This is a genomic window from Zhihengliuella halotolerans (assembly GCF_004217565.1).
Classification (GTDB): Bacteria; Actinomycetota; Actinomycetes; order Actinomycetales; family Micrococcaceae; genus Zhihengliuella; species Zhihengliuella halotolerans.
On the sequence record NZ_SHLA01000001.1, the window covers coordinates 1,040,802 to 1,058,669 of the forward strand.

Sequence of the window (17,868 nt, forward strand, 5' to 3'; positions counted from 1 at the left end):
TAAGTGAGCGGAGGGAATCGATGTCGGAAGCACGCCGTCTCGAAGTTCTGCGAGCAATCGTCGAGGACTTCGTGCATTCGCGCGAGCCCGTCGGGTCGAGGATGCTGCTGGACCGACACCAGCTCGGTGTGTCCGCGGCGACGATCCGCAACGATATGGCGCTCCTCGAGGAGGAAGGGCTAATCGTCGCCCCCCACACCTCCTCCGGGCGCGTCCCGACCGAGCAGGGGTACCGCCGGTTCGTGGACCGCATCGAGGATATCCGCCCCCTCTCCACTGCGGAACGCCGGGCCATCCAGGCGTTGATCGACGGCGCCAGCGACGTCGACGAGGTGCTCGAGCGCACGGTGAGGCTGCTGGCCCAGCTGACCAACCAGGTTGCCGTCCTCCAGGTCCCGCAGTTCAGCAATACCGTCGTCCGGCATATCGAGTTGGTCGGTCTCGGCGAGGGGCGCACCCTCGTCGTCCTCATCGGATCGAACGGCAAGGTTGAGCAGCGGGTGGCTCAGCTCGAGGGCGATGTCAGCGAGGAAGACCTCGGGGTCGTGAAAGCGGCACTTCTCGGCACTCTGGCCGATTCCCGGCTCGACGAGATCCCGGCCCGTATCACCTCGGCGCTGGCGCTCCTGCCCCGGAACCTGCGCGCAGCAGGTGCGAGCGTCGCCGCAGCCCTCCACGCCCTCTCCGATCACGGCATCGTCGACAAGATCGTGATGGCCGGGACGGCGAACCTTGCGCGTTCGACCGGCGACTTCTCGCTGACGATCACGCCAGTGCTCGAAGCGCTCGAAGAGCAGGTCGTTCTGCTCAGGCTGCTTTCTGAGCTCGAGGTCGACACGCGCGGGGTCGCCGTCCGCATCGGACGCGAGAACATGTACGACGGGCTCGAGGAGACCTCCGTGGTGGCCACCGGGTACGGTCCGGACAAGCTGGCCAAGGTCGGTGTGCTCGGGCCGACCCGCATGGACTACAGTTCTTCGATGGCCGCCGTCCGGGCGATAGCCCGCTACCTCTCCCGCATCCTCTCCAGCTAGACACGTCACGATATTCAGGTGCGCCCGACGCGCAGCACCGCAGCAGAACAGTTTGAAAGGACATCGCGAACACTGTGAGCAACTACTACGACGTCCTCGGCGTGGCCCGCGAGGCCTCCGCAGAGGAGATCAAGAAGGCCTACCGCAAGATGGCCCGTAAGCTGCACCCGGACGTCAACCCGGGCGAAGACGCGGCCGAGCAGTTCAAGCAGGTTACGCGTGCCTACGAGGTGCTCTCCGATCCGCAGAAGCGTCAGAACTACGACACGACCGGCGACGAGAAGGGCGCCCCTCAGGGCGGTTTCGGCGGCGGCGGCTTCGGCGGTTTCGGCGACATCTTCGAGCAGTTCTTCGGTGGCGGCGCCCAGCAGGGGCCGATCTCCCGCACGCAGCCCGGCCGCGACGCATTGATCACGGCCACCATCACGTTGCAGGACGCCGTCCAAGGCGTCGTCTACCCGTTGGACATCGAGACGGCTGTGACGTGCAGCGCGTGCGACGGTTCCTGCTGCCAGCCAGGAACCCACCCGGAGACTTGTTCCACGTGCCAGGGCCGCGGTCAGGTCCAGCGTCCGGTGCGTTCGATGCTCGGCCAGATGATGAGCGTCGAAACCTGCCATATCTGCCGCGGCTACGGCAACACCATCCCGAACCCGTGCCACGAGTGCAACGGGCAGGGGCGCGTGCGCGAGCGCGTGACCAAGCAGCTCAAGGTTCCGGCCGGCGTCGCCTCCGGTAACCGCATCCACCTCGGTGGGCAGGGCGAGGCCGGCCTGGGCGGCGGTCCGAACGGCGATCTCTACGTCGAGATCGAGGTGCGCCGCCATAACGTCTTCGAACGCGAAGGCAACGATCTGCACGCCACGATGACCGTCCAGATGACGGCGGCGACGCTCGGCACCGACCTGAAGTTCGACACCTTCGACGGCGAGCAGGACATCACGATCGACCCGGGCACGCAGTCGGGCCAGACCGTGCGTCTCAAGGACCTCGGCGTCCCGCGCCTGCGCGGCGCCGGACGCGGCGACATGGTCATCCACCTGCAGGTCGAGACGCCGACCAAGGTGACCGAGGAGCAGCGCGAACTCATCGAGAAGCTGGCCGCCCTGCGCGGCGAAGAGACCGCGGAGGGCCGGTTGGCCGACCGCGGCAACGTCTTCACCCGCCTACGTGACAAGTTCGGGAACCGCGCCTGATGAGCAACCAGGCGTTCCTCGTCGTCCCGGAGGCTCTTGCGGAGGCGTCTGAAGGCGCTGTCGTCGTGCTGGACGGCGACGAGGGGCACCATGCGGTGACCGTCAAACGGATCCGAACCGGCGAGTCGATCGACCTCGTCGACGGCCGCGGCCGTCGGGCGTCGGCGACCGTGGCGTCCACCGCCAAGCGCAGCCTCGAAGCGCGCATCGACCGTGTCGTCGATGAACCCGCCTCCGGCTGCCGCATCATCCTCGTGCAGGCCCTCGCCAAGGGCGACCGCGACCTCCAGGCCGTCGAGGCCGCCGTCGAGCTCGGCGCCGCCGGCGTCGTTCCCTGGCAGGCCGACCGCAGTGTCGTGCGCTGGCAGGGCGAGAAGGCCGCCAAGGGACGTCAGAAATGGGAATCGACCGTGCGCGCGGCCGTCAAACAGTCACGGCGTGCCTGGCTTCCCGAGGTGCTGGCCCCGGTCTCGACGCGTGAGCTGGCGGATTTCATTCGGCACGACGACGGCCGGCTCGTCCTGGTGATGCACGAGGAAGCGGCCGAGCCCCTGGGCGAACGCGTCCACTCCGCCGTCGCCGAGGGGCCGGGCCCTGCGGAGATCATGCTGATCGTGGGCCCGGAGGGCGGGATCTCGGAGGACGAGATCGCCAGGCTGCGCGCAGCCGGCGCGCGCCCCGTCGTGCTGGGGAATCACGTGCTGCGCTCGGGCACGGCTGGTCCGGCCGGAATCGTTCTGGCCCGGCACCTGACCGGTCAGCTCTAACCCTCGCCGATGGTGAAGTGCTTCGTGTCGGCGCCGTGTTCGGCGCCGTCCGAGCCGATGCCCCACACTGTGACCTCGTAGATTCCGGGGGGCAGGGGGATCGAGGCGCTGAAGGCCTCGCCGTCGAGCTGATCGCGCTCGAACGTGCCGTCCGCGACGACCTGCTCCGGGTTCTCAGCCTCCGCGACCTTCCAGTGGAGGCCGCCCGGGTATTCTTCGGCGACGCCGTTGAGCGTGGCGGAGTCCGCCTTCTGTTTCGCCCCGTACTGCGGATCGATGATCCAGACGGGGGCACGCAACTGGGCGTCGCGCACAAGCCTGCGGTCGAGGTCGACGTGATCGAACGCGCTCTGGCCGGTCCGCCCGCCGATCAGCAGCCTCACGCCCGGCGCGGCGCCCTCGGAGAGCAGGCCGGAGGTCCACGCGGCGGCCGTCGCCGTGTAGACCAGTTGCTGCACTGCCAGCTCGGCTTGCTCCGGCGTGACATCGGCCGCGAAGGCACCCGGGCCGACGTCGACCGTGATCGTGTTGTCGTCGGAGATCGACGTGCCGATCGAGGCCTCGGCGTTCCATACCGACGTGAAATCGGGGTCGAAGGGTTCGTTGGCCATCATGTAGTACAGGCTCGTGGTGATCGGGTCGCCCTGATCTTCGGCCTGGACGAATTCGCGGTACAGGCGGTCCTCGCCGTCGATCCGCCCCGACCAGTACACGGGTGCCAGGCGGCGGCTGGAGAGGTTCTCCTGACGGCCGCTTTCGCTCAGGCTCAGTGCCTCCGGGACGGAGGCCTGCATGCTGGACAGGCTGGCGGATACGTCCGCTTCGGTCTCCGCGGCGGTGCACCCCGAAATCAGTGCGACGGCGGCGATCGCGGGCAGGGCGATCCAGCGCGTCCGTGCAGGGGGCTTCGTGGTCACTCGTGTCGTGCTTTCTCGGCGGGGGCGGGGGACGCGCACGACGCGGCGTGCGCGAGGGCCGGGGTGGGATGAAGCGGGGGAACTTCTCCGGCAAGCCTCCAGCTTGGCATACCGTTCCGCGGTAGGTCGCGCCGAAAGGGGCAAATGGGCGAACTGTTGCCGTACTGATATTCGATGTCTGGTAGTTATGCACCGTCTCGAAAGGCGATGGTCGCGCCGGCGCCAGTGGTTGCAGGGCGTCGGGGCGCCGATGCCGTCGCGTAGGATGGAGGAGCCCCGGAGATGCGGGGCGGGACACGAATCAAGGAGGCTCTGCCGCACCGATGACCCACGACGCTGACCCGCCGATCGCGGACGAGCTGGGGGAGGCGCTGAACGCGCTCCCCGCGGAATCCCGCACTGGAGCGCGGCCGACCCGAGTGGCCGAGCCCGCACTGATCACCTTCGCATCGACCGACGAGATGGTCGCCTCGCTGGGCGCCAACGACGAGGTCGTGCGAATCCTGCAGAAGGTCTATCCGAAGGCTCTGCTGCATGTCCGTGGCAACGAGCTGACCGTGGCGGGCGAGGCCGAGCATGCGGGCAAGGCCCTCCGGGTCGTGCACGAGGCGCGCGGCCTGGCCGCCAAGGGCACCCGCGTCAATCCGCAGCTCGTCGAACAGCTGGTGCGCATGGTCAACGACCAGCGACCCGCCGCTGGTGCCGCGGCGGACGTCTTCGGGCTGAACATCCTCTCCGGCCGCGGCAAGAGCATCCGGCCGAAGACAGTGAACCAGAAGTCCTACGTGGACGCGATCGACGACCACACGATCATCTTCGGCATCGGTCCCGCCGGCACCGGCAAGACCTTCCTGGCGATGGCCAAGGCCGTCCAGGCCCTTCAGGCGAAGGAGGTCAGCCGGATCATCTTGACGCGCCCCGCGGTCGAGGCCGGCGAGAAGCTCGGATTCCTGCCCGGCACGCTCACGGACAAGATCGACCCGTATCTCCGCCCCCTCTACGACGCCCTGCACGACATGATCGACCCTGAGACGATCCCGAGGCTCATCGCGGCCGGGACCATCGAGGTCGCCCCCCTGGCCTACATGCGCGGGCGCACACTCAACGACGCGTTCATCATCCTCGACGAGGCGCAGAACACGACGCCCGAGCAGATGAAGATGTTCCTGACCAGGCTCGGCTTCGGCTCGAAGATGGTGGTCACCGGTGACGTGACCCAGGTCGACCTGCCCGGGGGGACGAAGTCGGGCCTTCGCGTCGTGACGGAGATCCTCGCCGGTGTGGACGACATCGATTTCTGCCAACTCGGTGCCGAGGACGTCGTCCGCCACCGTCTCGTGTCGGACATCGTGACCGCCTACGAGACGTGGTCCAACCGCGACGGGCTCCGCCCGGAGCGCAGCGACCGGCAGCACCGGCCGGCCCGCACGGCAAAGGCGCCCGACCGTCGTCGTGCGCCGCAGAAGTCGGAGGAGTGAACATGGCCGTCGACGTCAACAACGAGTCCGCCGTCGAGGCGGACCTGGAAGCGCTCTCCGGCCTCGGTCGGCACATCCTCGACCGGCTCTACGTGCACCCGGAGGCCGAGGTCTCCATCATCCTCGTCGACGAGGACGCGATGGAGCGGCTGCATCTGGAATGGATGGACCTGGCCGGTCCGACGGACGTCATGTCGTTCCCCATGGACGAGCTCAGCCCCGGACGTCCGGGCTCGTTGACGCCGGCCGGGACGCTCGGCGACATCGTGATCTGCCCGCAGGTCGCGCAGGAACAGGCCAAACGCGGTGGCCACTCCACTGCTGACGAGATCCTGCTGTTGACCACCCACGGGATGCTGCACCTCCTCGGTTTCGACCACGGCGAGCCCGCCGAGCGCGAGGAGATGTTCGGCCTGCAGCGTGAGCTGCTGACCGAGTACCTGGGCCGCCCGGCCCCGCGGGAGACCATCGAATGATCATCGCTGGCCTGGCCGCCCTGGCAGTGGTCAGCATCGCGTGCGCCGCCCTGCTGACGGCCGCCGAATCCGCGTTCTTCTTCCTGCCTCGGCAGGAGGCCGAGCAGATGCTCGCCGGTCGCCGCCGACCGCGGCTTCGTGCGATCCTCGCCGATCCCGCCGCGCATACGCACGCGGTCCGGTTCTGGCGTATCTGGTTCGAGATGGCCTCGGCCGTCGCGCTCGGCATCCTCTACCACGATCTTCTCGACCATCTCTTCTTCGCCGGACTGCTCGCGACGGCTAGCATGGCGGCGATCGGGTTTGTGCTCGTCGGAATTTCCCCGCGCCGGCTCGGTCGCGTGCACGCCTCCAAAGTCGTCCTCCTGGCCTCGCCGATGGTGCGGTTTCTGCGTCTTGTGCTCGGTCCGATCCCGACATGGCTCGTCGGGTTGGGCTCCAAGCTCAGCCCCCGCGATGCGGTGGACGAGGAGGCCTTCTTCACCGAGGAACAGTTCCGCGACTTCGTCGACCGCGCCAATGAGGCCGATGTCCTCGAGGACGTCGAGGCGGACCTCATCCACTCGGTCTTCGAGCTCGGCGACACCCGTGTCCGCGCCGTCATGGTTCCGCGCACCGACATGGTCACACTCGACGCGGGGACGAGACTGCCGTCGGCGATGAGCGTGTTCCTTCGCTCGGGATACTCGCGCATCCCGGTGATCGAGGGCAGTGCCGACCAGATCGTCGGTGTCGTGTACCTCAAGGATCTCGCTGCGGCGCTGCACGCCGACCCCGCTGACCCCCGCCCCGTGGACGAGCTCTCGCGGGACGTGCGCTACGTGCCCGAATCCAAGGGCGTGGCCGAGCTGCTCCAGGAGCTCCAGCGTGAATCGACGCACGTGGCGATCGTCATCGACGAGTATGGCGGCACCGCGGGCCTCGTGACACTCGAGGACCTCATCGAGGAGATCGTCGGCGAGATCGACGACGAGTACGACGCCGGCCGGCACGAGAGCGAGGAGATCGAACCGGGCGTCTACCGGGTGGATTCGCGGATGTCGATCGACGACTTCGGCGAGATCTTCGGCCGTCAACTCGACGACGAAGAAGTCGACACCGTCGGCGGGCTGCTCGCCAAGACCCTCGGCCGCGTGCCGATCGTCGGCTCCGAGGTAACGATCGACGGACTCCGGCTGCACGCGGAGGACCTCGAAGGCCGCCGCAACCGGATCAGGAACGTGCTGGCCTGGGAGCCGGCCAGCGAGCAGGATTCCAGCAAACGACACGACGGCTCCACCGGCCGCCGGACCGCAGACGAAATCGCCGAGGAGGCAGAATGAGCGGACACCGAAAGCACGACACCAGCCGTCCAGTCAGCGCAGGACAATCGACCGGCGCGTTCATCACGGAGGTGCCCGAGGGGTACCGCGCGGGGTTCGCCTCATTCGTCGGGCGCCCGAACGCCGGAAAGTCGACCCTGACCAACGCGCTCGTCGGGCGCAAGGTCGCCATCACCTCCAACAAGCCGCAGACGACGCGCCACACGATTCGCGGCATCGTGCACCGCCCGGACGCGCAGCTTGTGCTCGTCGACACGCCGGGGCTGCACCGGCCGCGGACGCTGCTGGGCCAACGGCTCAACGACCTTGTAGAGCAGACGCTGGCCGAGGTCGACGCCATCGGTTTCTGCCTGCCGGCGAACGAGAAGATTGGCCCCGGAGATCGCTACATCGCCCAGCAGCTCTCGGGCCTGGGCCGAAAGCCCGTCGTCGCGGTGGTGACGAAGGCCGATCTCGTGTCCAAGGACGCGTTGGGAGAACAGCTCCTGGCCGTGGCCCGGCTCGGCGAAGAGATCCTGGGCGACGGCGGATGGGCCGCCGTCGTACCCGTGTCGGCGACGGGGGACTACCAGATCGAGGCGGTGTCCGACGTGCTCGTCGCGCAGCTGCCGCTCTCGCCGCCGCTCTATCCGGACGGCGAGCTCACCGACGAACCGGAGATCAAAATGGTCTCCGAGCTGATTCGCGAGGCGGCCCTCGAGGGCGTGCGCGACGAGCTCCCGCACTCGCTGGCCGTGGTCGTCGAGGAGATGATCCCGCGGGAGGGGCGCCCGGAGGACAACCCACTGCTGGACGTGCACGTGAACCTCTTCGTCGAACGTTCGAGCCAGAAGGCGATCATCATCGGCAAGGGCGGCGCCCGGCTGCGGGAGGTCGGATCGCGTGCCCGTAAGAGCATCGAAGGGCTGCTGGGAACCAAGATCTACCTGGATCTGCACGTCAAGGTCGCGAAAGAGTGGCAGCGGGACCCGAAGCAGCTCGGCCGGCTCGGTTTCTGAGCCAGTTCGGCCGCGCGGCCCGGATGCGCAACAATGACAGTGAGGGCGAACCAACGAGGAGGACGGTGTTATGGTTTCAACCATGCGTTGCATGTCGCTACTTCTAAGTCGCCGCGGTGAGGGCCCACAGGCACACTAGCCTCGAGGCCGACCCCCTCACTGCGGAGTTTCGTGCTGCCGGCCGTGCTCATGAGAGCCAGACTCAACCGCACTAAAGACAAGGCGACATCATCATGCAGAACGCTCAGAAACCCTCGGGACTGCCGATCCACAAATACGTTCCCTTCCAGGAACAGATCGCCGTCTCCCTGCCGGACCGCACATGGCCGGACAAGGTCATCGACAAGGCCCCGCGCTGGTGCGCGGTCGACCTGCGCGATGGCAACCAGGCTCTGATCGACCCGATGAGCGCGGAGCGCAAGCAGAAGATGTTCGATCTGCTCGTCTCCATGGGCTACAAGGAGATCGAGGTCGGCTTCCCTGCAGCGTCGCAGACCGACTTCGACTTCGTCCGCCAGCTCATCGACAATGGCAAGATCCCCGATGACGTGACGATCCAGGTGCTGACGCAGGCCCGCGAGCACCTCATCGAGCGCACGTACGAGGCCGTCAACGGCGCCAAGAACGTGATCGTGCACCTCTACAACTCGACGTCGGTGCTCCAGCGCCGCGTAGTGTTCAACCAGGATCAGGACGGCATCGTCGACATCGCTACGAACGGTGCGCGGCTGTGCAAGAAGTTCGAAGAGATGCTCTCTCCGGACATGAACCTGACGTACGAGTACTCACCGGAATCGTTCACCGGCACCGAGCTGGAGTTCGCCAAGCGCATCAGCGAGGCCGTCGCCGAGGTCCTCGAGGCGACCCCCGAGAACCCCATGATCCTGAATCTGCCGGCGACCGTCGAGATGGCCTCGCCGAACGTCTACGCGGACTCGATCGAGTGGATGCACCGCAATCTGGCCAACCGCGATTCGATCGTCCTCTCTCTGCACCCGCACAACGACCGCGGCACCGGCGTCGCGGCCGCCGAGCTCGGCTACATGGCCGGCGCGGACCGCATCGAGGGCTGCCTCTTCGGCAACGGCGAACGCACGGGCAACGTCGATCTGGTCGTGCTGGGCATGAACCTCTTCACTCAGGGCATCGACCCGGAGATCGACTTCTCCGACATGGACAACATCCGCCGCACCGCGGAGTACTGCAACCAGCTCAACGTGCCCGAGCGTTCCCCGTGGGCCGGCGACCTCGTGTTCACGGCCTTCTCCGGCTCCCACCAGGACGCCATCAAGAAGGGGTTCGAGGACATGGACCGCCGGGCCGCCGAGGCCGGCAAGACCGTCGACGACATCGTCTGGGGCGTGCCCTACCTGCCCGTCGACCCGCGCGACATCGGCCGTTCCTACGAAGCGGTCATCCGCGTGAACTCGCAGTCCGGGAAGGGCGGCGTCGCGTACCTGCTCAAGCACGACTACTCGCTGGATCTGCCCCGCCGCGCCCAGATCGAATTCTCCGGCGTGATCCAGCGCAAGACGGACGGCCAGGGCGGCGAGATGACCGCCGCCCAGATCTGGGACGCGTTCCAGGACGAGTACCTGCCGACAACCGACGGTGCCGGCCGCGAGGCATGGGGCCACTTCAAGCTGGCCTCCGCAACGGCGACGAGCCGCGAGGACGGCAGCTTCTCGCTCGAAGCCAAGCTGAGCATCGACGGCCAGAGCACGGACCGGTCCGCCGGCGGCACCGGCCCGATCGACGCGCTCGTGACCATGCTCGCCGCGGAGGGCGTCGACGTGCGGGTGCTCGACTACTCGGAGCACGCCCTGTCCGAGGGCGGCACCGCGACGGCCGCCGCGTACGTCGAGTGCGCCATTGGCGAACGAGTCCTCTGGGGTGTCGGCATCGACGCCAACACGTCGACGGCGGCCATGCGGGCCGTGATCTCCGCGGTCAACCGCGCGATCCGCGACCGCGACTGAACAACGACGGCGGCGCCCTTTCCGCGGACTAGGCGTCGCCGTCGTGCCGTGTCGGCACCGCGGACGAGCGAAGTTTGGGATAATCGGCAGATGTCCAGGTCCAGTTTCGCGTCCAAGTCGTATCGCACGCCCGCGATCGTGCTGCGCACGCACAAGCTCGGCGAGGCGGACCGGATCGTCGTGCTGCTCACACCGAGCCACGGGCAGGTGCGCGCGGTCGCGAAGGGCGTCCGGCGCACGAGTTCGAAACTCGGCGCCACGCTGGAGCCGTTCATGCTGGTGGACGCGCAGATCTCGACCGGGCGCAGCCTGCACGTCGTCACCCAGGCGCAGATTCGTTCGCCCTACGGTCAGCGGCTGGCCGCGGACTACCGGTCGTACACGGCCGCCCACGCCATGGCGGAGACGACCGAGCGGCTGACCGAGGAGGACCACGACGCTGCGGCGCAGTATCGACTCCTGCACGGGGCGTTCGCCGCGCTGGCCCGCGGAGATCACGACCCGTCGCTCGTTCTGGACTCGTTCCTGCTGCGCTCGGTCGCGACGGCCGGTTGGACGCCGAGTTTCTCGCGGTGTGTGCGCTGCGGTTCACCGGGGCCGCACGCTGCCGTGAACGTGCCCCTCGGCGGCGTGGTCTGTGCTGACTGCCGGCCGGCCGGTTCCCTGTCGCCGGCGGCGGAAACGATCGGCCTGCTGGACGCCCTGCTCACGGGCGACTGGCCGCGGGCCGCGACCGCGCAGGCGCCCGCGCGGCGCGAGGCAGCCAACATCGTCTCGGGGTACCTGCAGTGGCACCTAGAGCGAGTAGTTAAGTCACTCGAACACGTGGAAAGGGCATGATGGCAGGACCGACGCGCAGCACCCGAGGACCTCAGGGCGGCGCGCACCCGGCGCCGCCCGCCCCGCATCCGAGCGGCGCGCGGCCGCCGAAGATCCCCGCGCAGTTCGTGCCGCGGCACGTCGCGATCGTCATGGACGGAAACGGCCGCTGGGCCAATCAGCGGGGCCTGCCCCGCACCGAAGGGCACCGCGCCGGTGAGGCGGCGCTGCTCGACGTCGTCGCCGGTGCCATCGAGATCGGCGTCGAGTACGTCTCGGTGTACGCGTTCTCCACGGAGAACTGGCGGCGCAGCCCCGACGAGGTGCGCTTCCTCATGGGTTTCTCCCGCGACGTGCTGCGCTCCCGCCGGGACCAGCTCAACGAGTGGGGCGTGCGCGTGCGCTGGGCCGGACGCGAACCGCGGCTCTGGAAATCCGTCGTGAACGAACTCAAGTCCGCCGAAGAGCTCACGCGCGAGAATCGGACGTGCCAGCTGACGATGTGCGTGAACTACGGCGGGCGCGCCGAGATCGTCGACGCCATGCAGGCGATGGCGGCGGACGTCTCCGCGGGCCGGCTCAAACCGAAGGGCATCACGGATCGGACGCTGGGCAAGTACCTCTACGCACCTGAACTGCCCGACGTCGACCTCTTCCTGCGCAGCTCCGGGGAGCAGCGCACCTCGAACTTCATGCTCTGGCAGGCGGCGTACGCCGAGATGGTCTTCATGGACGTGCTCTGGCCCGACGTCGACCGACGCACCCTGTGGGAGGCCGTCGAGATCTACGCCCAGCGCGATCGCCGCTACGGGGGCGCGGTCGATCGGCCCGCGGACGAGGCGGCGTCGGCCGGTCAGTCGGGGGCGGAGAGCCCGCTCGCGTAGCCGGTCGCCCAGCGCCGGATCGCGGCATAGGCCGCCGCCCGCGGAACGGGCTTCGACGCGAAGAGGTCGTGTGTCGCGTCGGGCACGGCCACGACGGTCACTTCGAGCCCGAGCCGCAAGGCGCGCTGGCGCGTGACGTCGACCTCGATGACCGCGTCGCCTTCCAGATGCTCGGGGGTGAAACGCGTTGTGATCACCGTGTGATCGCTGGTCAGTACGAGGACGGGGACCCGGATATCCAGTCCCGCAGCGACACGCGCGTGCCCCTCGAGGACGGCCGCCATCCAGCCGGCCCGGATTGGGAAGGCGAAGCGGGGGCGCCACAGCGGGTGCAGGTCCCACTGTCCGTAGGCCTGGTTGCTCAGGGACTGCCAGTAGTAGTCGACGTCCGGCAGCGGGACGAGCGCCTTGGGCCGCCTGCGGGCGACGCGGTCGACGATTCCGGCGGCCGCCAGACGGACAACCCAACTGCCCTGCGTCTCGAGCCAAGGCGAGTTGAGTACGAGCGCGTCGACCCGGCTGGGGTTGCGATCTACCCAGAGGCTGGCGATGAGCCCGCCGGTGGAGTGGCCGGCGAGGATGATCCGTTCGACGTCGCCGAGGTCGGCGCGGATGACGCGCAGGGCCGACTCCAAATCGTCGTCGTACTCCGCGAGGTCCGAGGTGAACCCGGGCGTCTGCCAGGGCCGAAGGCTGCGGCCGTAGCGACGTAGATCCAGCGCGTAGAAGCGCGCCCCCAGGCCCTCCCAGAACTCGGCGACTTCGACGTTGTAGAAATAGTCGCTCCACCCGTGCAGGTACAGCACTGCGGTGCGCGGGCGGCGACGAGCGAAGGGCCAGCGCGGGAACTCGAAGAAGTCGTGCTCCGGGCGGTAGCGCAGCAGCGTCGAGACCAGATCCGCGTCGCCGTCGACACCGGCGTCGTCCGCCTCGGGGTCGCGGCCGTGGTGGAGGTTCGTGTAGGCGAAACCGCGGCCGAGAATATCGGGTGCCCAGATTCCTTCAGGGACGGTTTCCGCGTAGTCCGCGTGTCCGGGGATGGTGTCGTCGGGCTCGCGGGTCGGCATGATGCGAGCATAGCGACTCATTGTCCCAAAGCCGAGGACGTTCCCCGGTGGCGAACCCGGCAGGCGTCAAAGTTGGTTGCCGGCACCCCTCCGGGGGAAACTTGTCTCCATGCGCATCTATCCTGCCGTCTTTCGCCTCGTCTTCTCCCGCATGGATCCAGAAAAGGCACACCACCTGGCGTTCGGGGCGATCCGCTTCGCCGAGCGCACCGGAGTATCCGCCGCGCTGCGACGTGTGACTCGACCCGAGCCGAAGCTCGCTCGCACGGTGATGGGAATCGATTTCCCCTCGCCCTTCGGCCTGGCGGCCGGCTTCGACAAGCAGGGCCACGGCATCGCCGCCCTGGCCGACCTCGGCTTCGGGCATGTGGAGGTCGGCACGATCACTGGTCAGGCGCAGCCAGGGAACCCTCAGCCGCGTCTCTTCCGCTTGATCGAGGACCGGGCCGTCATCAATCGGATGGGCTTCAACAACGACGGGGCCGCCGCCGTGGCGCCCCGCATCGCGGCCGTACGGCCCGTGCTCGAGCGGCGCTTCGAGGAGACTCGTCCGGTCGTCGGCATTAACATCGGCAAGACCAAGGCCGTCGAGCTCGATGACGCCGTCGACGACTACCGCGCCAGCGCGCGTCTGCTGGCCCCGCACGCGGACTATCTCGTCGTCAACGTGAGCTCGCCCAACACGCCCGGCCTGCGCCTGCTGCAGAGCGTCGAGACCCTCCGCCCGCTGCTCGAGGCCGTGCGAGCAGAGGCCGATGCTGCGACGAGCCGCCGCGTGCCGCTACTCGTCAAGATCGCCCCCGATCTCAGCGACGACGATGTGCGCGACGTTGCCGGCCTGGTCAAGGATCTCGGGCTCGACGGCGTCATCGCCACCAACACCACCATCGGGCGCGACGGACTGAGGTCGGAGGCCGCGAAGGTCGAGGCGATCGGCGCCGGCGGTCTCTCCGGCGCACCGCTGAAGACGCGCTCGCTTCAGGTGCTGCGCCAACTGCGGGCCGCACTGGGGGAGGGCACCGCGATCATCTCCGTCGGTGGCGTCGAGACCGGGCAGGAAGTGCACGCCCGCCTGCGCGCCGGCGCGGACCTGGTTCAGGGCTACACCGCGTTCCTGTACGAGGGCCCGCTGTGGGCCTGGCGCATCAACCGGTACCTGGCCAAGCATCTCGCCTAGCATCCGGGCCCGGTACGACGGCGGCCCCTCACCGAAAAGGTGAGGGGCCGCCGTCGTCCCGGGTGCGTTGCCCGAGGGAGCGGGCTGGATCAGTCCCGGGGGCCTTCGCCGCGCTTGACCTGCGGCTTCGGCAGGCGCATCTTGCGGAACTGCAGTCCGCGCATGGCTGCGTACCAGAGGACGCCGCGCTCGGACTCGCCGAACTTCGCGATGAGGCGCTTCTTGAGCATCCGCGTCATGATGAACGCGTCCATGATGGTGACCAGCAGGACCAGCCAGAGGGCGAGCGTGATGTTCGCCTGAATGACGAGATTGCTCGAGAAGGAGAAGGAGACGATCAGGAACAAGAAGATGATGATCATCAGGAACTCGCCGAGCATCCAGCGCGAATCCACGAAGTCCCGGGCGAAGCGCTTCTGCGGGCCGCGGTCGCGAGGCATCATGTACCGCTCGTCGCCGGTCTCATTCGCCAGGCGCAGCCGCTCCTGCGACTCGATGCGGCGCTTGCGCTCCGCCTCTTTGCGGGCCTTTTTGTCCGAGGAGACGAGGGGTCGCCTGTTCAGCGCCTCCTGCTCGCTGCGCTTCGGCGTGGGGCCCTTCTTGCCGGCTTCGTCCACGTCGGTCGATTCGTATGGGTTCTCTACGGCCGCGTCATCGGCGGCGGCTTCATCCTTCTTGCGTCCAAACACCCGAGAAGTCTATCCGGCCCGGACCGCAGGACCGAATGCGCGGCGTGGGGAAGGACACGTTCGCTCCACTTCGGTTCATGCTTGCCTGCGGCAACCGGCGCTAGGCTGGGTGTATGACTACACCAGCTGACCACATCGACGTGGACGCCATCGCGGCCCGCGTCCGACAAGAGTTCTCCCGCACCCTGGACGAGCTCAAGCACCTCGTGACGATCCCCAGCGTCGCATGGGAGGCGTTCGACCCGGCCGAGTTGACCCGCAGCGCCGAGGCCGTGAGCGAGCTCGTGCGCAGCACCGGGATCGACGACGTGCGGATTCTGAGCGCCGCCACGGACTCAGGGGCACCGGGGAGCCCTGCCGTCGTCGCCCGCCGCCCGGCCGCCGACGGCAAGCCGACGATCCTGCTGTACGCCCACCACGACGTGCAGCCGCCCGGCGATGAGGCGCTGTGGAACACGCCGCCGTTCGTCGCGACGGAAGTAGGGGAGCGTCTCTACGGGAGAGGCGCGGCCGACGACAAAGCCGGCATCATGGTGCACATCGCCGCACTGCGCGCCGTCCTCGACGCCGTCGAGGACTTCGGGGTCGGCGTCACGTTCTTCTTCGAGGGTGAGGAGGAGGCCGGGTCCCCGAGCTTCCGCAACTTCCTGGAGGAGTACCGCGACCTGCTCGCGGCCGATGTCATCGTCATCGCCGATTCCAGCAACTGGAAGGTCGGCGTTCCAGCCCTGACCACGAGTCTGCGCGGGGTCTGCGCTGCCGAAGTCAGCGTCCGCGTGCTCGAGCACGCCGTGCACTCCGGCATGTTCGGCGGGCCCGTGCTGGACGCCCCGACGATCGCCGCCCGCCTGATCTCGACTTTCCATGACGACGACGGCGCCGTAGCCGTGCCCGGGCTTGTCGCGCAGGAGATCGCGGAGGTCGACTACCCGGAGCAGGACTTCCGCCGCGATGCCTCCGTCGTCGACGGCTATCGCCTCGCCGGGTCCGGGGCCTTGGCGGACCGGCTCTGGAATAAACCCGCGCTCTCCATCATTGGCATGGATGTCCCGACGGTGGCCATGTCGTCGAACACTCTGGTGCCGGCGACTCGCTTCAAGGTGAGCGTGCGGCTGGCTCCGGGGCAGGACGCCGCCTCCGCCGGTGAGGCCCTGCGGGCACACGTCCTGCGGCAGGACGTCTTCGGAGCGGAGGTAGAAGTGGCGATCACGGAATCCGGCAGCCCGTTTGCCGCCGACACGAGCCGACCGGCCGCCCAGGCGAGCCTCTGGGCGATGGAACAAGCGTGGGGAGTCGCCCCCGTGGAGACCGGCATCGGCGGTTCGATTCCGTTCATCGCCGACCTCATGGAGGTCTTCGAGGGCGTTCAGATCCTGGTTACCGGAGTCGAAGACCCGGATTCGCGGGCTCACAGCGCCAATGAGTCGCTGCACATCGGCGATTTCGAGCGGGCCATTACCGCCGAGGCGCTGCTGCTGGCGCGGCTGAATTCACACGGGATGTAATGCGCGCCTGCGCACGTAGAATGGACAACAGAGGGGCCTGCAGTTGTACCCGCAGATCCCGACACCAGTTATTGGAGGAAAACGATGACCGCTACGACCAATGAGTCCATCGCGGACGCCACGGAGCTTCCGTCCCACGAGGTCCAGCTGTCCGAGGTGGCCGCTGAGAAGGTGCGCAGCCTGCTCGAGCAGGAGGGCCGCACGGACCTCCGCCTGCGCGTCGCCGTCCAGCCGGGTGGCTGTTCGGGCCTGATCTACCAGCTGTACTTCGATGAGCGTATCCTCGACGGCGACGCTGTCCGCGATTTCGAGGGTGTGGAGGTCGTCGTCGACAAGATGAGCGTCCCCTACCTGGGCGGCGCCTCCATCGATTTCGAAGACACCATCTCGAAGCAGGGCTTCACGATCGACAACCCGAATGCCGGCGGTTCCTGCGCCTGCGGCGACTCGTTCCACTAAGCCGAAACACGTTGCACGAGACTCCGGTGGCCCCACGCTCAACAAAGTGGGCCCACCGGAGTTTCAGTCGGCAAAGAGCGCCGTCACAAGGTAAGCTCTACAGCGGGTAGTAAAACTATGCTTGCTTCAGCGAGGCCGGAGGTGTGTCCGGACGGCAAATGAGCCGGACGGTGCAGGGTCGGACTGAAGAGTCATTCAGCACTAAAAGAAGAGGAAGGGCCGTCTGTGAGTTCGCAAGACCGAACCAGCAGCCGCCGCGGGACAAGGGCCAGAGTCGTTGCTCTTGGCGCTGCGGGCGCGTTGTTGTTGACGGGTTGTTCGGAGCAAGTTCAGCGTGGCTGGCTCCCGAATGAAGTTCGAGACACCACTAATCACACGGGAATGCTGCAGGACCTATGGGTCAACTCGTGGATTGCCGCTCTCGCCATCGGGATCCTGACGTGGGGCTTGCTCATCTGGTGCCTCGTGGCCTACCGGCGTCGCAAGAACGACACCGGTTACCCGCGCCAGCTCAGCTACAACCTGCCGCTAGAGATCTTCTACACGGCCGTTCCTCTGATGCTGGTCGTCACGTTGTTCATCTTCTCGGACACCACGCAGCGCACAGTCGATGAGCCGGTGGATTCGCCGCTCGTCGTCGACGTCCGCGCGAAGCAGTGGGCGTGGGACTTCAACTACGACTACAAGGGCCAACAGGCCTACTACGCAGGCATGCAGGGACACCTCACCGGCGAGGAGGGCGTCGAGGAGAAGCTCCCGACCCTGTACCTGCCGGTCGACGTCCCCGTGACCTTCGAGATCAACAGCCGCGATGTCATCCACGGCTTCTGGGTTCCCGCGTTCCTGCAGAAGATCGACGCCATTCCCGGCAAGACCAACTACATCTACCTCACCCCCCAGGTCGAGGGCACGTTCCAGGGCAAGTGCACCGAGCTCTGCGGCGAGTACCACTCCGAGATGCTCTTCAACGTCGAGGTCGTCTCCGAAGAGGAGTTCGTCAAGCACCTGGACTCGCTGCCCGAGGGCCAGCTCGGTGAGGAATACGACCGCAAGCCGGGCGAGGTCGCCCAGCTGTCAAGCCACGGCGAAGGAGAGTAGGAC

The 17,868-nt window shown here is 67.6% G+C and carries 17 protein-coding genes; 14 read left to right on the plus strand and 3 right to left on the minus strand.

Annotated elements, in window-relative coordinates:
* Positions 1-20: 20 nt before the first annotated feature.
* From hrcA to EV380_RS04635, 3 genes are all read left to right on the plus strand, one after another.
* Positions 21-1,034, plus strand: coding sequence for a heat-inducible transcriptional repressor HrcA (gene hrcA, locus EV380_RS04625; RefSeq protein WP_130449660.1), 1,014 nt, complete (start codon positions 21-23; stop codon positions 1,032-1,034).
* A 74-nt stretch (positions 1,035-1,108) separates the two neighbouring features.
* Complete coding sequence (gene dnaJ / locus EV380_RS04630) at positions 1,109-2,230, plus strand: molecular chaperone DnaJ (RefSeq protein ID WP_130449662.1); 1,122 nt, start codon at positions 1,109-1,111, stop codon at positions 2,228-2,230.
* Entirely contained in the window at positions 2,230-2,997 is a 768-nt protein-coding gene (locus EV380_RS04635; RefSeq protein WP_130449664.1) for a 16S rRNA (uracil(1498)-N(3))-methyltransferase, read from the plus strand. Before dnaJ ends, EV380_RS04635 begins: the two co-directional genes overlap by 1 nt.
* On the opposite strand, the gene EV380_RS04640 is transcribed toward EV380_RS04635, so the two are convergent.
* The gene (locus EV380_RS04640; protein ID WP_130449666.1) at positions 2,994-3,914 is read right to left on the minus strand and encodes a GerMN domain-containing protein; all 921 of its coding nucleotides are present in this window, start codon (positions 3,912-3,914) and stop codon (positions 2,994-2,996) included. The two genes, EV380_RS04635 and EV380_RS04640, sit on opposite strands and share 4 nt — an antisense overlap.
* 323 nt (positions 3,915-4,237) lie before the next feature.
* Here EV380_RS04640 and EV380_RS04645 point away from each other — a divergent pair, with 323 nt between their 5' ends.
* From EV380_RS04645 to EV380_RS04675, 7 genes are all read left to right on the plus strand, one after another.
* A complete protein-coding gene (locus tag EV380_RS04645; protein ID WP_130449668.1) occupies positions 4,238-5,392 on the plus strand; it encodes a PhoH family protein in 1,155 nt (384 codons plus the stop codon).
* A gap of 2 nt (positions 5,393-5,394) precedes the next feature.
* The gene (gene ybeY / locus EV380_RS04650; protein ID WP_102158323.1) at positions 5,395-5,868 is read left to right on the plus strand and encodes an rRNA maturation RNase YbeY; all 474 of its coding nucleotides are present in this window, start codon (positions 5,395-5,397) and stop codon (positions 5,866-5,868) included.
* Positions 5,865-7,190, plus strand: a complete 1,326-nt coding sequence (locus tag EV380_RS04655) for a hemolysin family protein (RefSeq protein ID WP_130449670.1) — start codon at positions 5,865-5,867, stop codon at positions 7,188-7,190. Before ybeY ends, EV380_RS04655 begins: the two co-directional genes overlap by 4 nt.
* Entirely contained in the window at positions 7,187-8,188 is a 1,002-nt protein-coding gene (gene era, locus EV380_RS04660; protein ID WP_102158325.1) for a GTPase Era, read from the plus strand. Before EV380_RS04655 ends, era begins: the two co-directional genes overlap by 4 nt.
* Positions 8,189-8,421: 233 nt before the next feature.
* A complete protein-coding gene (leuA, locus tag EV380_RS04665) occupies positions 8,422-10,167 on the plus strand; it encodes a 2-isopropylmalate synthase (RefSeq protein ID WP_102158326.1) in 1,746 nt (581 codons plus the stop codon).
* A 90-nt stretch (positions 10,168-10,257) separates the two neighbouring features.
* On the plus strand, positions 10,258-11,007 hold the full coding sequence (gene recO / locus EV380_RS04670; protein ID WP_130449672.1) for a DNA repair protein RecO: 750 nt from the start codon (positions 10,258-10,260) through the stop codon (positions 11,005-11,007).
* The gene (locus EV380_RS04675) at positions 11,007-11,870 is read left to right on the plus strand and encodes an isoprenyl transferase (protein WP_130452087.1); all 864 of its coding nucleotides are present in this window, start codon (positions 11,007-11,009) and stop codon (positions 11,868-11,870) included. The genes recO and EV380_RS04675 overlap by 1 nt, the downstream gene beginning before the upstream one ends.
* On the opposite strand, the gene EV380_RS04680 is transcribed toward EV380_RS04675, so the two are convergent.
* The gene (locus EV380_RS04680; RefSeq protein WP_130449674.1) at positions 11,840-12,937 is read right to left on the minus strand and encodes an alpha/beta hydrolase; all 1,098 of its coding nucleotides are present in this window, start codon (positions 12,935-12,937) and stop codon (positions 11,840-11,842) included. The two genes, EV380_RS04675 and EV380_RS04680, sit on opposite strands and share 31 nt — an antisense overlap.
* Positions 12,938-13,046: 109 nt before the next feature.
* On the opposite strand from EV380_RS04680, the gene EV380_RS04685 reads away from it, so the two are divergent.
* Positions 13,047-14,114 carry a quinone-dependent dihydroorotate dehydrogenase gene (locus EV380_RS04685; protein ID WP_130449676.1) on the plus strand — a complete coding sequence of 356 codons (1,068 nt, stop codon included), beginning with the start codon at positions 13,047-13,049 and terminating at the stop codon, positions 14,112-14,114.
* A gap of 89 nt (positions 14,115-14,203) precedes the next feature.
* Here EV380_RS04685 and EV380_RS04690 read toward each other — a convergent pair whose 3' ends face one another.
* Positions 14,204-14,803, minus strand: coding sequence for a DUF3043 domain-containing protein (locus EV380_RS04690; protein ID WP_102160499.1), 600 nt, complete (start codon positions 14,801-14,803; stop codon positions 14,204-14,206).
* A gap of 113 nt (positions 14,804-14,916) precedes the next feature.
* Between EV380_RS04690 and EV380_RS04695 the strand changes: the two genes are divergently transcribed.
* The 3 genes from EV380_RS04695 to ctaC all read left to right on the plus strand — a co-directional run bounded on the left by EV380_RS04695 (position 14,917) and on the right by ctaC (position 17,865).
* Positions 14,917-16,308, plus strand: a complete 1,392-nt coding sequence (locus EV380_RS04695; RefSeq protein ID WP_130449678.1) for a dipeptidase — start codon at positions 14,917-14,919, stop codon at positions 16,306-16,308.
* Between the two features lie 84 nt (positions 16,309-16,392).
* Positions 16,393-16,767 carry a HesB/IscA family protein gene (locus tag EV380_RS04700; protein ID WP_102160495.1) on the plus strand — a complete coding sequence of 125 codons (375 nt, stop codon included), beginning with the start codon at positions 16,393-16,395 and terminating at the stop codon, positions 16,765-16,767.
* Positions 16,768-16,992: 225 nt separating this feature from the next.
* A complete protein-coding gene (gene ctaC / locus EV380_RS04705; RefSeq protein ID WP_130449680.1) occupies positions 16,993-17,865 on the plus strand; it encodes an aa3-type cytochrome oxidase subunit II in 873 nt (290 codons plus the stop codon).
* Positions 17,866-17,868 lie beyond the last annotated feature (3 nt).

Excerpts from the sequence above, each read along its gene's own strand:
- era (WP_102158325.1), top strand. The coding sequence starts at position 7,187 with ATGAGCGGACACCGAAAGCACGACACCAGCCGTCCAGTCAGCGCAGGA.
- EV380_RS04655 (WP_130449670.1), top strand. The coding sequence starts at position 5,865 with ATGATCATCGCTGGCCTGGCCGCCCTGGCAGTGGTCAGCATCGCGTGC.
- EV380_RS04685 (WP_130449676.1), top strand. The coding sequence starts at position 13,047 with ATGCGCATCTATCCTGCCGTCTTTCGCCTCGTCTTCTCCCGCATGGAT.
- recO (WP_130449672.1), top strand. The coding sequence starts at position 10,258 with ATGTCCAGGTCCAGTTTCGCGTCCAAGTCGTATCGCACGCCCGCGATC.
- EV380_RS04645 (WP_130449668.1), top strand. The coding sequence starts at position 4,238 with ATGACCCACGACGCTGACCCGCCGATCGCGGACGAGCTGGGGGAGGCG.
- leuA (WP_102158326.1), top strand. The coding sequence starts at position 8,422 with ATGCAGAACGCTCAGAAACCCTCGGGACTGCCGATCCACAAATACGTT.
- EV380_RS04680 (WP_130449674.1), bottom strand. The coding sequence starts at position 12,937 with ATGCCGACCCGCGAGCCCGACGACACCATCCCCGGACACGCGGACTAC.
- EV380_RS04695 (WP_130449678.1), top strand. The coding sequence starts at position 14,917 with ATGACTACACCAGCTGACCACATCGACGTGGACGCCATCGCGGCCCGC.
- EV380_RS04675 (WP_130452087.1), top strand. The coding sequence starts at position 11,007 with ATGGCAGGACCGACGCGCAGCACCCGAGGACCTCAGGGCGGCGCGCAC.
- EV380_RS04700 (WP_102160495.1), top strand. The coding sequence starts at position 16,393 with ATGACCGCTACGACCAATGAGTCCATCGCGGACGCCACGGAGCTTCCG.
- EV380_RS04635 (WP_130449664.1), top strand. The coding sequence starts at position 2,230 with ATGAGCAACCAGGCGTTCCTCGTCGTCCCGGAGGCTCTTGCGGAGGCG.
- hrcA (WP_130449660.1), top strand. The coding sequence starts at position 21 with ATGTCGGAAGCACGCCGTCTCGAAGTTCTGCGAGCAATCGTCGAGGAC.
- ybeY (WP_102158323.1), top strand. The coding sequence starts at position 5,395 with ATGGCCGTCGACGTCAACAACGAGTCCGCCGTCGAGGCGGACCTGGAA.